The organism is Mesorhizobium sp. USDA 4413 (assembly GCF_056280365.1).
Map to the genome: position 1 here is coordinate 1,191,647 of NZ_JBVPRP010000001.1, position 12,627 is coordinate 1,204,273.

Consider the following 12,627-nt stretch of genomic DNA (forward strand, 5'->3'; position numbering starts at 1 on the left):
GTGCGTCGACATTTGACAGGGAAACGCTATGGCCACCGCCGACGACATCGCTCTGATCAAGAAACAGGAAGCCACGCTGGTCTTCCCGGCCTTCGATGAGGCTGTCGCCTTCAAGATCGGCTCTGCCATCAGGGACCGGGCTCTGAAGGAAGATCTGCCGATTATCGTCGACATCAGGACCTTCGACCGGCCGCTCTTCTATGCCGCGATGCCTGGCTCCAACGCCTCCAATCCCGACTGGGCGCGGCGCAAGATCAATGTCGTGAAGCGTTATCTGAGAAGCACCTATCGCCTCGTGCTGGAACAGCAGCGCCCCGACCGCACCTTCAAGATCGGCGAAGGCCTGGACATTGCCGATTATGTGCTCGCGGGCGGCGGTTTCCCGGTCACCGTCAACGGCGCCGGCGTCATCGGCGTCATCGCCGTTTCGGGCCTGCCGGAGCGCGAGGACCATGGCGTCGTCGTCGACGTGCTCTGCGCCCATCTTGGCATCGATGCGAGCGGGCTCGCGCTGCCGCCGGAAGAAAAATGACCGACCCGAAAAGCTTCCTCACATCGATCTTCAACGCCGCCGTCGCTGCCGCCGATCCGGAAAAGACGATTCGTAATCATTTGCCGGCAAAGCCGAAGGGCCGCACCATCGTCATCGGCGCGGGAAAAGGCTCGGCGCAGATGGCCGCAGCCTTCGAGAAGGTCTGGGACGGTCCGATCGACGGCCTTGTCGTCACCCGCTACGGCTATGGCGCCAGATGCGAGCGCATCGAGATCATCGAGGCGGCGCATCCGGTGCCGGATGCCGCCGGCCTCGAAGCCTCGCGCCGGCTGTTGGAGAAGGTGCGGGGCTTGACCGCTGACGATCTGGTGGTGGCGCTGATCTCCGGTGGCGGCTCGGCCCTGCTGCCGTCGCCCGCTCCCGGTATGACCTTGGCCGACGAGATTGCCGTCAACGAGGCGCTGCTTGCCTCCGGCGCGCCGATCGCGGCGATGAACACCATCCGCAAGCATGTCTCGACCATCAAGGGCGGACGCCTAGCCGCCGCCGCGCATCCGGCGAGAGTCGTGTCGCTGGTCGTCTCCGACATCCCCGGCGACAATCCGGCGCTGGTTGCCTCGGGCCCGACTGTTCCCGACACCGGCAGCCGCGAGGACGCGCTGGCCTCGATCGCCGCCTATGGCATGAAGCTGCCGGCCTCGGTCATGGCGCATATCCAGTCCCCGGCCGCCGATGCGCCGCGCCCCGACGATCCGCGCTTCGCCGGCAACGAAGTTCACCTGACCGCCTCGGCCGGCGTATCGCTGGAAGCCGCGGCCGCCGAAGCAAAGCGGCAAGGCATCGAGGCCGTCATCCTGTCGGATGCCATCGAAGGTGAGGCGCGCGAGGTCGGCGGCGTGCATGCCGCGATCGCCCGCGAGGTTGCGACCCGCAATCGCCCCTTCGCCAAACCTGTGCTGATCCTGTCCGGCGGCGAGACCACCGTTACACTCCGCGCCAAGGGCAAGGGCGGCCGCAATTCCGAGTTCCTGCTCGCCTTCGCCATCGGCATTGAGGGCGTGAACGGCATCCATGCCCTGGCCGCCGATACGGACGGCATAGACGGCTCGGAGAACAATGCCGGCGCCTTCGCCGACGCCTCGACCGTGGCGCGGATGCGCGCTGAAGGCGTCGATGCCAAGGCGATGCTCGCCGGCAACAATGCCTGGACGGCCTTCAACGCGGTCGGGGATCTGTTCGTGCCGGGGCCTACCGGCACGAACGTCAATGATCTGAGGGCGATTTTGATCAGATAGCTCGACCAATAGGCCGTGTTGAGATTCAGGTCAGGCCGAGTCGAAAATGGTCGATTCCGAGAACCGGAGCGGAGCGTACTTTGGGTATGTGAGCACCGGAAGCGCAGGAAGCCGCCATTTGCAGGCCGGCCTCACCTGAATCTCAATGCTGCCTAAGCAGCCATCAGCTGCTTCACCTTTCTCATATCCTGCAAGAACCGCTCCTTCTCGGCCTCCTTGTCCTCCTGATCGCGGATGCGCAGGATGAAGGACGGGTGGATGGTGAGAAACACGCGCAAGCCGTCCTCGCGTTCGATCACGTCGCCGCGCATCTTGGTGATCGGCACCGCCTTGCCGAGCAGCGACTGCGCCGCCGTCGCGCCGAGCGCCACGACGAGGTTCGGCTTGACGAGATCGAGCTCCTTGTCCAGCCACCAGCGGCAGGCCTGGATCTCGCCGGCATTGGGTTTTGAGTGGATGCGCCGCTTGCCACGCGGCTCGAATTTGAAGTGTTTGACCGCATTGGTCACATAGACCTTGCGGCGGTCTATCGCCGCATCGTCCAGGATGCTGTCGAACACCTTGCCCGCCGGACCGACGAACGGCTTGCCGGCCAGATCCTCCTGGTCGCCGGGCTGCTCGCCGACGAAGACCACATCGGCATTCTCCGGTCCCTCGCCGAAGACGGTCTGCGTCGCATCGCGCCAGAGCGGGCAACGGCGGCAGCCTTTCGCCTCCTCGCGCAGCCCCGGAATATCCTCGGCCTCTGGCGCCACCACATCGGACGGCTCGGGCGTAGGCCAGTGCTTGGCCTTCACCTTGGCGTGATGCGGTGCTGGGCTGGTTGGCATCCGGTCGATCATCTCTGACGCGGCTTTGTCCGCTCCTGCTATCAGATCTGGAATGAGCGAGACCTCGGGAAGGTTCCGCCAATATTTTTTCGGCATCTCTCTCTGCATCGCCTTCACCTTAAGGCGGGCCGGGTTGAAGATGTTTTCGAAATAGGTCCGCCACAGCGCCTCGGCATCGTCTTCCGCCGGCGCGTCGCGCTTGGCCGCGCCTGGGCCGATCGCCAACCGCTCACCGTCCCAGTCGGCAGAGGCATGCGGGGTCAGGATCGTCCAGCGCATGCCGGTGAAACGGCGCACGAAGAAATCGGCATTGCGCTCAACGATGAAATGGTCGGGCTCGAACCACGCGACATAACGCTCGTCCCCGCCTTCGCCGATTTTCCGGAAACGCACGAAGGCGCGCATCTTGTGAATGTCGCGGTGCACCGCCTTCTCCATCGCCTCCAGCCGCCGGATGTCGGGATCGGTCGCGATCGAAAGCAGCTTCGGCTCGGAACGCAACCGCCAGAGCAGCCGGTAGAGAAAGCTGAAGCGCTCCGGATCGGAATGGCAGATCACCGTCTCGGCGCGCTCGATGAAGTCGCGCGGCACGACCAGCCGCGCATCGGCTTGCGCAGGCGGCAAATCGCTGGCGCCACCTTCGCGATCCGGTTCGACCTGCCACGCAACATCTTCCGGCGGAATATCGTTCGTCGCCAGCCGGCGCGCGGCATCCCGCCAGCCGGCGAAATCGGTCTGGCTGCCGAGCCGGACGACATGAGCGGCGAGGTTGAGCTGGGTTCTCGCCATGGTCAGAACAGCGATAGCTGCTCGCAGGAGCGGGTGATCTCCTGGCGCAAACCGGCCTTGTCGGTCAACGCGCCCGGCGACCAGCCTTCCGCGACGATGAAAGGCCGCACCTTGGCGACCGAATGACAGAGCCGGCCGACATCCTCGAGCCGCAGCCGGCGGTGGCGGCGTGTCTCGATGATCCGGTCGATGACCTTAGTGCCGAGGCCGGGAACGCGCAGCAGCGCTTCTCGCTCGGCGCGGTTGACGTCGACCGGAAAGCGGCCCCGGTTGCGCAGCGCCCAGGCGAGCTTGGGGTCGATGGCAAGGTCGAGCATGCCGTCATTGCTGCCGGCGAGGATCTCCGGTTGCGAGAAGCCGTAGAAGCGCATCAGCCAGTCGGCCTGATAGAGCCGGTGCTCGCGTATCAGCGGCGGTTTCTGCAATGGCAGGGACGACGACGAATCCGGGATCGGGCTGAAGGCGGAGTAATAGACGCGTCTGAGGTGATAGCTGCCGTAAAGCCGGGCGCTGGCACGCAGGATGCCGTCATCGGACGTCTTGTCGGCGCCGACGATCATCTGCGTCGACTGGCCGCCCGGCGCGAAGCGCTCGCGCCTGCGGCTCTGCAAAGTGGGCTCGGCCTTCTCCTCGATCTTGCGGCGCAGCTCCGCCATCGAAAGCCGGATCGCTTCCGGCTTCTTTTCCGGCGCCAGTTTCTTCACGCCCTCGTCGGTCGGCAATTCGACATTGATCGACAATCGGTCGGCATAGAGGCCGGCTTTCTCGATCAGCTCGGCCGACGCCTCCGGAATTGTTTTCAGATGAATATAGCCGCCGAACTTTTCCTCGATCCTGAGCCTGCGCGCCACTTCGACCATCTCGCCCATCGTCTCGTCCGGCGAGCGAATGACGCCTGACGACAGGAACAGCCCCTCGATATAGTTGCGGCGATAGAAATCCATTGTGAGCTTCACCACCTCCTCGACGCTGAAGCGGGCGCGCCGCACATTCGAGGACGAGCGGTTGATGCAATAGCTGCAGCCATAGATGCAGAAATTGGTCAGCAGGATTTTCAAGAGCGAGATACAGCGGCCGTCCGGCGCATAGGAATGGCAGATGCCGGAACCCTCGGTCGAACCGATGCCGCCCGATCTCAGCGAGTCGCGCTTCGCCGAGCCGGAGGACGCGCAGGAAGCGTCGTATTTGGCGGCGTCGGACAGTATCGCCAACTTCTCGCGGACGGAAAGCACAGCCATCTGTTCATGATATGTTCCAGAAATGCAATTGGCTATAACTTTTGATTGCTGCCAGCAGAACGTGATCGCCGCCCGCCTATCGGCCAGCGCTCACACCTCATGCAGATAAAGATGGTAATCCAGCTCGCTGACGGTGCGGGCGACACGCAGATATTCGGCCTGCTTGATCGCCACGAAGGTGCGGTGCAAATCGGGGCCGAGCGCCGACTTCAGGAAATCGGAGCCCCTGGCCGCCTCGATCGCGGCGCGCCAGTCGGCGGGCATCGCCGATTTTTCCGTCGCCTGCTCGTAGCCGTTCCCGGTCGTCTCGGGGCCGGGGTCCAGACCTTCATCCAGGCCTTTGACGATGCCGGCCAGCACCGTCGCCGCCACCAGATAGGGGTTGGCGTCGACGCCTGACGGCCGGTGCTCGATGCGGCGGTTTCTGGCATCGCCCGCCGGCACGCGCAGCGCCACCGAGCGGTTGTTGACGCCCCATGTCGGCGCCACCGGCGCGTAGGATTGCGAGACGAAGCGGCGCCATGAATTGGCGTGCGGCGCAAACACCAGCATCGATTCCGCCATGGTGTGGATCAGGCCGCCAAGCGCGTTGAGCAGTTTCGGCGACCATTTCTCGCCGGCGGCCTCGGTGAAGACGTTGCGGCCGGCATCGTCCTGCAGCGAGACGTGGAAATGCATGCCCGAACCCGCATAGGCCTCGATGGGCTTGGCCATGAAACAGGCGGTGACGCCGTGCCGGCGCGCTTGCGCCCTGACCAGCCGCTTCAGCATCACGAGGTCGTCCGCCGCACGCATCACGTCCTTGCGGTAGTTGAGCGTCAGCTCGTACTGGCCGGGCGCGTATTCGGAAATGATGGTTTCTGCCGGAATGCCTTGCGCCTTGGCGGCGGCGTAGATGTCCGAAAACAGCGGCTCCATACCATGCAGATGGTCGACTGAATAGACTTCGGTCTTCGCCGAACGGCGGCCGTCGAGCACCGCGCGGGCGGGCTGCACCTTGCCGTCCGCGTCGCGCTCATTGGACAGCAGGAAAAACTCAAGTTCGAAGGCGCCAGCCGGATGCAGGCCGCGTGCCGCCAGCAATTCCACCTGCCTTGCCAGCACCAGCCGCGGGTCGGAGGTCATCGGCTGGCCATCGAGGTGGTACATCGACATCAGCACCTGGCCGCGCGGCGGGCTGGTGCCGAAGAGCGGCACCAGCGTGCCAGGGATCGGCCATGCGCGCAGATCGCCGTCGCCGGTGTCCCACACCAGTCCGGTCTCGTGCACATCCTCGCCGGTAATGTCGAGGCCGAGGATCGAGATCGGCAGGTGTCGGCCGTTCTCGAAAATGCCCATCAGCTCATGCCGGCGCACGATCTTGCCGCGGCCGATGCCGTTGGCGTCGGTGAGCACGATGTCGAAGGCCTCGATCTCGGGTTGCGCGTCGAGAAAGGCTTTTGCCTCGGCGGGCGTCGAGCCGGAAGGCGAAGTTGTCACGGCGTTCGGATTGTCCATGTTTGCTTGTCTCACGCCGCAAGCTTGCCCGCAACCGCGGCGAAGGCGGCGATCAGCCGGCTCACTTGCGCCGAAGTCGTTGCCGGCGAGATCAGCATCATGTTGTGGAACGGCGCGATCAGCACGCCGCGATTGACGAGTGCCACATGGATGGCGGCTTCCAGCTCCGGCGCATGTGCCTTTTCCGCCTCCCCGCCATTGCGCAATGGTCCTGGCGCGCAGATGAACTCGACGCGGGCGCCGACCCGCGCGACATGCCAGGGCAGCTTGTTTCGCTGGATGACGGCGGAGAGCCCCGCATCGAGCCGGCGCGCCAGCCGGTCCATATGGGCGTAAGCCTCCTCGCTCATCACCTCTTCCAGCGTCGCCCGCATCGCCGCGAATTGCAGCGGATTGGCCGACAGCGTCGTGCCCATGCCGGAATAGCCGGCCTCCTTCGCCCGGTTGTAGGAGCCGTAGCGCGTAGCGACGTCCTCGCTCATGCCCCAGATGCTCGCCGGCACACCGCCCGCTACCGGCTTGCCGAGGACGAAGAGGTCCGGCTCGAGCCCGTGCTTCTTGGTATAACCGCCGGGGCCGGTCGAAATCGTGTGCGTCTCGTCGATCAGCAGCAGCGTGCCGGCGGCGCGTGTCAGGCGCCGCAGCGCTTCGTGAAAGCCGGGTTCCGGCAGCACCATGCAGGAATTGGTCAGCACCGGCTCGGTGATGACGCAGGCGACGTCGCGGTCCGCAAGCGCTGCCTCCAAAGCTCGGATGTCGTTGAACTCGACGATCCTAGTCGCTCGCGTGAGATCGCGAATTCGCCAGCCAATCCAGTTCACCGGCTTGCCGTCGATCAGCCGCACCATCGTCTCGTCGACCGAGCCGTGATAGCAACCATTGAAGACCAGGATCTTCTCTCGTCCTGTCACGGCGCGGGCGATGCGCAGCGCGAAGCGGTTGGCGTCGGTGGCGGTGGTGGCGATCTTAGGGCAGGCCGAAACGCTGCTGCAGGAGGGTGCCGAGCCAGCGCAAGGCCTCGAGCGGCCTCTGCGGAGGCCGGTTCACCGGCTTGCCGTCGATCAGCCGCACCATCGTCTCGTCGACCGAGCCGTGATAGCAACCATTGAAGACCAGGATCTTCTCTCGTCCTGTCACGGCGCGGGCGATGCGCAGCGCGAAGCGGTTGGCGTCGGTGGCGGTGGTGGCGATCTGCCAATAGGGCAGGCCGAAACGCTGCTGCAGGAGGGTGCCGATCGCCAGCGCATCCTCGCTCGGCAGCATGTAAGTTAGGCCTCGAGCGGCCTGCCTGCGGATCGCGCGGGCGACCGCCGGCGGCGAATGGCCGAGCATCGAACCGGTGTCGCCAAGGCAGAAATCGTCGAGCCTGTTGCCGTCGATATCGGTGATGGTGGCGCCCTTGGCGCCGTCAACCAGGATCGGGAACGGTGTTGGCCAGTCGGTCATCCAGTGCATCGGCACGCCGCCGAGGAAGCCGGCAATGCCGTTGCCCAGCTTCGCCTCGGATTTCGGCCGCGCCTTGCGGAAGGTGGCCGCCTCCGCCTCGCGCAGCTCGGCGATGCGGGCGATGTCGATGCCGCCGATGGAATTCTTGGAACTGTCCGATGCCTGCATGAAAACCCCTGTGTTTCGCGCGGCACTCTGCCCATGGCTTGGCAAAACTGCAATTGGCCGTGGTGGGGGCGGACGTTGGATCAGGCAGTAGGCAGTAGGCAGTAGGCAGTAGGCAATAGGCAATAGGTGTCGTCGTCCCTAAGCCCTACTGCCTATTCCTTATTGCCTACGCAGTGATGTCGATCACGCCGCAATCGCCGGCCGAACTTCCGAACACGATGCGGCGTTCTTCCTTGTCCCACATCATCGAGGTGATGGCGCCCTTGCCGGGGCGGCGCAGCAGCACTTCCTTGGCGTCGGCGAAGCGCGCCGCAATCACCATGCCGTCCTCATAGCCGATGGCAGTGACCTCCTGGCTCGGATGGCAGGCGACGCAGGTCACCATCGTGTTGCCGCGCGTGCCGAGCTCGAGCGGCGCCTTGCCCATCGGTCCGTCCTTGCTGGCGAAGGGCCAGACGATCGCCGCCGGCGCGCCCGAGCTTGCCAGCCATTTGCCCTTCACGCTCCAGGACAGGCTTTTCACCTTGCCGGGATAGCCCGACATGCGCATGTGCTTGCCGTCGGCGAGCTTCCAGCCATGCAGCGCATTCTCCTGCATGGTGGTGATGAGAAAAGCGCCGTCCGGCGAAAACGTGATGCCGGTATGGGCGCCGGCCCATTCGAGCTCGACAGGCTTGCCCTCGGCCGCCGGGAAATGCAGCGTTGCGCCATTGTAGCGGGCGACGCCAAAACGCATGCCCTTGGGCGAGAAGGCCAGCCCCTCCACCGAGCGCGGATGGGTGAATTCCTTGATCTTGCCGTTGGCGAAACGCACGAAAGCGGTCTTGCCGGAGGCGTAGGCAATCGCGCCCTGGGGTCCGGCAGCGACGCTGGTGACCCACTTTCTGCCGGCGCTGGCTAGTTCGCTCACCTCGCCGCCGGCCTTTACGGCAAACACCTTTCCGTCCTCGCCGCCTGTGATCAGCCGGTCGTTGGCTGCGTCATGGAAGGCGGCAAGCAAGCCGTCATTGGCCTGAACCGTCTTTTGCCCATTGTCGAGCCGGTGGATTGAACCGTCGGCGAGTGCGAAATGCGGCACGTCGTTCAGGAAGACAGCGGCGACGCAATGGCCTTCGAGATCAAGCGGGGCGACTGTGGGCATGGGGGCGGTCCATTCGGGCTTCTAGGTGCGACCTTGCCTTCTCCCCTTGTGGGAGAAGGTGGATTGGCGCGCTGCGCCAAGACGGATGAGGGGTGTTGGACGGATCGCCGTCATCGCCAGGCTGGAGCACCCCTCATCCGACCTCGCTTCGCGAGGCCACCTTCTCCCACAAGGGGAGAAGGGAAGAACGGGCAGCGCTAGCGCCTGAAGGTCAGGAAATCAAGCCGCCTGACAGGCTTCGAAGCTCTTCCTGAGCCGCTCGGCGTCGAGGTCTCGGCCGATGAAGACCAGCCGGCTCTCATGCTTCTCGCCGTCCTTCCAGGGGCGCTGGTGGTCGCCCTCGAGGATCATGTGCACGCCCTGCAGCACGTAGCGGTCCTCGTCGCCCTTGAGCGCGATGATGCCCTTCAGCCGCAGGATGTTCGGCCCTTCCATCTGGGTCACCTTCTCGATCCAGGGGAAGAATTTCTTGGGGTCCATCTCGCCGCCGCGCAGCGATACCGACTTCACCGTCACGTCATGGATGTCGGAAGCATGGTGATGATGATGATGATCGTGGCCGTCATGATGGTGGTGGTCGTGGTCGCAATCCGGGCCGCATTCATGGTCGTGATCGTGGTCATGCGCGTCGAGGAAATGCGGATCGTTTTCCAGCGCGCGCGACAGGTCGAAGGCCCCGCGGTCGAGCACTTCGTTGAGCGCCACGCCGGAACGCTGCGTGCGGTGGATTTTTGCCGCCGGGTTGATGGCGCGGATCGTCGCTTCGACCTTTTCCAGCTCTTCAGGCGTGACGAGGTCGGTCTTGTTCAGCACCACCACGTCGGCGAAGGCGATCTGGTCCTCGGCTTCCTTGGAATCCTTCAGACGCAGCGGCAGGTGCTTGGCATCGACCAGCGCGACCACCGCGTCGAGCTTGGTCTTGGTGCGAACGTCGTCGTCCATGAAGAAGGTCTGCGCCACCGGCACCGGGTCGGCGAGACCCGTGGTCTCGACGACGATGGCGTCGAAGCGGCCGGGCCGGCGCATCAGCCCTTCGACGACACGGATCAGGTCGCCGCGCACCGTGCAGCACACGCAGCCATTGTTCATCTCGTAGATTTCCTCGTCGGATTCGACGATCAGGTCGTTGTCGATACCGATCTCGCCGAACTCGTTGACGATGACGGCATAGCGCTTGCCGTGGTTCTCCGACAGGATGCGGTTGAGCAGCGTTGTCTTGCCCGCGCCGAGATAGCCGGTGAGAACGGTTACGGGGATTTGCGTCTGTGCATCGCTCATGGTTTGCCTCGAAAATCTTGGCCACGAAAATCTTGGATTGTCGGCCTCATATAGGATGGGTGCCGCGCTTTTGCACGCGCCAAACCGATGGGCCAGCCATCCGCCCGCCTCGGCAGTACGACCGGAGCGGAAGGATGGTGTCGAGGGCGGCGGAGGGCGGATCTTGGCGGGCCTCTTGCGGCAGCCCGCGCCAGGCCATTGTGAATCTCGCCGGTTCAAAAGTCGTTTGTCATCTAACTGAAATAAACATCTGGCATCACCTGCGCGGGCACCGCAATGCTTGCCGGCAAAGCGTTCCGCAAGCCGGATTCTGAGAGATCGTCATTTGCCAGCCGTCGGCCAGCCTCTATGCTGGCCGCGCCGGTTCGGCCGAAGAGGGAACGACCATGGCCAAGGCGGACAAGACAGCGACAATGAGCCGGCTGCATTCGGCGGCGAGGCTGGCGCGCACGGCGCTCGCGGCACGGCTTCTGGCGCATGGTTTCTATGCCGGCCAGGACCAGATCATGCTGGCGCTCGACCGCGAGGACGGCCAGACCCCCGGCAATCTCGCCGGCAAGCTCGGCGTGCGCCCGCCGACCATCACCAAGACCATCAACCGGTTGCAGGCGCAGGGTTTCCTCGAGAAGCGCGCCTCCAACGCCGATGCCCGCCAGGCCCATATCTTTCTCACCGAATCCGGCCGCGAAACCATCCGCGCCATCGAGAAGTCGGTCAAGAAGACCGAGAAGCAGGCGCTGAGGGGCCTCGACAAGAAGGACCAGAAGGCGCTGTTCAAGCTGCTCGCCCGCATCGAGGCGAATCTGTCGAACGAAGATCTGGTCCTGATCGACGACGACGCGGAGTTGGATGAAGCGTGACGCAAAGCGTCGTCGCTCAACCGCACCACGTTCCCGTTAACGAGCGACGCGTAAGCGTCGTCTCGAGCGATCCAAGCGCGATGCGCAGCATCGTCACTCCACGCACCCACGTTAGCGTTATGCTGTAAGCCTGGCGCGCAGCGTCGTCGCCTTCCCGCTAGGCCGCCGCCCCCGATCCCTTCACCAACGCCGCCCAGCGACCGGGCGTCATGCCGAACGCCTTCTTGAAATGCCGGTTGAAATGGCTCTGGTCGCTGAAGCCCGCGCCGGCGGCAATCTCCGCCAGCGACTCGCCCTCGGCGATCATGCGCCGCGCCTTTTGCAGCCGGCGCATCAACAGGAAACGATGCGGGCTGGTTGAATAGGTGGCGCGAAAATGGCGCGACAGCGCGTAGCGGTCGAGCCCCGTAACGGCCTCCAGCTCATCGGAGCGCACCGGCCGCTCTGCATTTTCCTCAAGATAGTCGCGGGCAAGCGCCGCCGCACGCCAGGCGGCCTTGGACGTTGACTTTGCCGGCTTTCCGGCATGGCGTCTCAGATGTTGCGCCAGCTGCGCGACGAAATCCGCCACGAACAGGTCGCCGAGCTCTTCGTCCAGCGGCGCCAGGGCCGAGAGCAGCGTGTCCCGTAGCGCCGGATCGTGGACAACGGCGTCACGCACGAAAGGCAGCGGCTCGCCGCCGAGGCAGTCGAGCAGCAGGGACGGCTCCAGATAGAGGATCCTGTAGCGCAGCCCGTCTTCCGTGCCGGCGCCGCCATCGTGCAACTCGTCCGGGTGCAGCACGATCACCTGGCCGGGCAGGCTGTGTTGCAGCGCACCGCGATAATGGAAGCGCTGCACGCCGTTGAGCGTCACGCCGATGGCGTAGGTGTCGTGCCGGTGCAGCTCGAAGGCATTGCCGTGGAAGCGCGCCTCGATGCGTTCGAGGCCGAGCCCGCCGGGCGCCGAAACGATGCGATCGCCATTGGCCGCATCCGCGCACGAACGTTCAAGACCTTCCTTTGCTTCTGCGCCTAGAGCCTGCGCCATCACCTTTCCCGCCCTTCACGGGCCATCGCGGAGTTCAATCTTGGTGTTCGATACGAAAATTGCAATTGTCCTGAGAGAGGATCTGCCGGTGTGGCAGAAGCTCAACGTCACCGCGTTCCTGACCAGCGGCATCGTCGCGCAGTTCCCCGAGATCATCGGCGAGCCCTATCGCGACCGCGCCGGCAACCTCTACAACCCGATGTCGATCCAGCCGGTCATCGTCCTATCGGCCGATGCAGCGACGCTGGGCGCGATCCATCGCCGGGCCTTGGAGCGCGGGGTGACGACCTCCGCCTATGTCCAGGAGATGTTTTCGACCGGGCACGACATCGCCAACCGCACCGTCTTCGCCGAATTCGCGCCGGACGATGCCAAGATCGTCGGCATCGCCATGCGCGGTGAGAAAAAGCTCGTCGACAAGATCGCCAAGGGCGCCCGCATGCATGCTTGAAGGCAGCGGCGTTGTTGCAGCGGCCGCTTTTGGTCCGGCCACGGCAGACAATTGGCTTGCCGGCATGCTTTGATTGCCGCAAAGGTGTGGCCTCCGCCTTTGCTTCCTTTC

The 12,627-nt window shown here is 64.5% G+C and carries 10 protein-coding genes and 2 pseudogenes; 4 read left to right on the forward strand and 8 right to left on the reverse strand.

All coding sequences use genetic code 11. The features are described 5' to 3' along the window. Positions 1-28: 28 nt before the first annotated feature. Together ACVMIM_RS05965 and ACVMIM_RS05970 are read left to right on the forward strand one after the other, a co-directional pair. Positions 29-532, forward strand: coding sequence for a heme-degrading domain-containing protein (locus ACVMIM_RS05965; RefSeq protein ID WP_476111101.1), 504 nt, complete (start codon positions 29-31; stop codon positions 530-532). Beyond that, positions 529-1,788, forward strand: a complete 1,260-nt coding sequence (locus ACVMIM_RS05970; protein ID WP_476111103.1) for a glycerate kinase type-2 family protein — start codon at positions 529-531, stop codon at positions 1,786-1,788. The genes ACVMIM_RS05965 and ACVMIM_RS05970 overlap by 4 nt, the downstream gene beginning before the upstream one ends. Positions 1,789-1,940: 152 nt before the next feature. Here ACVMIM_RS05970 and ACVMIM_RS05975 read toward each other — a convergent pair whose 3' ends face one another. The 7 genes and pseudogenes from ACVMIM_RS05975 to ACVMIM_RS06005 form a co-directional block, all read right to left on the reverse strand. Further along, a complete protein-coding gene (locus ACVMIM_RS05975; protein ID WP_476111105.1) occupies positions 1,941-3,407 on the reverse strand; it encodes a UdgX family uracil-DNA binding protein in 1,467 nt (488 codons plus the stop codon). Positions 3,408-3,409: 2 nt separating this feature from the next. Continuing rightward, the gene (locus ACVMIM_RS05980) at positions 3,410-4,645 is read right to left on the reverse strand and encodes a putative DNA modification/repair radical SAM protein (RefSeq protein ID WP_476111107.1); all 1,236 of its coding nucleotides are present in this window, start codon (positions 4,643-4,645) and stop codon (positions 3,410-3,412) included. Positions 4,646-4,735: 90 nt separating this feature from the next. Next, positions 4,736-6,142 (reverse strand): glutamine synthetase family protein, encoded by a 1,407-nt coding sequence (locus ACVMIM_RS05985; protein WP_476111109.1) that lies wholly within the window; start codon positions 6,140-6,142, stop codon positions 4,736-4,738. Positions 6,143-6,153: 11 nt separating this feature from the next. Continuing rightward, positions 6,154-7,144 (reverse strand): annotated as a pseudogene (locus ACVMIM_RS05990) (transaminase); the annotation flags it as partial. 2 nt (positions 7,145-7,146) lie between these two features. Then, a pseudogene (locus ACVMIM_RS05995) lies at positions 7,147-7,756 on the reverse strand (aminotransferase class III-fold pyridoxal phosphate-dependent enzyme); the annotation flags it as partial. Positions 7,757-7,922: 166 nt separating this feature from the next. Next, positions 7,923-8,897, reverse strand: coding sequence for a WD40 repeat domain-containing protein (locus ACVMIM_RS06000; protein ID WP_476111111.1), 975 nt, complete (start codon positions 8,895-8,897; stop codon positions 7,923-7,925). A 219-nt stretch (positions 8,898-9,116) separates the two neighbouring features. Continuing rightward, positions 9,117-10,175 carry a CobW family GTP-binding protein gene (locus ACVMIM_RS06005; RefSeq protein ID WP_476111113.1) on the reverse strand — a complete coding sequence of 353 codons (1,059 nt, stop codon included), beginning with the start codon at positions 10,173-10,175 and terminating at the stop codon, positions 9,117-9,119. Positions 10,176-10,561: 386 nt separating this feature from the next. On the opposite strand from ACVMIM_RS06005, the gene ACVMIM_RS06010 reads away from it, so the two are divergent. Next, positions 10,562-11,035, forward strand: a complete 474-nt coding sequence (locus ACVMIM_RS06010) for a MarR family winged helix-turn-helix transcriptional regulator (RefSeq protein WP_041000249.1) — start codon at positions 10,562-10,564, stop codon at positions 11,033-11,035. Between the two features lie 157 nt (positions 11,036-11,192). Here the strand turns inward: ACVMIM_RS06010 and ACVMIM_RS06015 are convergent, their stop codons facing one another. Next, positions 11,193-12,065 carry an AraC family transcriptional regulator gene (locus tag ACVMIM_RS06015; RefSeq protein WP_476111115.1) on the reverse strand — a complete coding sequence of 291 codons (873 nt, stop codon included), beginning with the start codon at positions 12,063-12,065 and terminating at the stop codon, positions 11,193-11,195. A 43-nt stretch (positions 12,066-12,108) separates the two neighbouring features. Between ACVMIM_RS06015 and ACVMIM_RS06020 the strand changes: the two genes are divergently transcribed. After that, on the forward strand, positions 12,109-12,516 hold the full coding sequence (locus ACVMIM_RS06020; protein ID WP_476111117.1) for a DUF2000 family protein: 408 nt from the start codon (positions 12,109-12,111) through the stop codon (positions 12,514-12,516). The last annotated feature ends 111 nt before the right edge of the window (positions 12,517-12,627 follow it).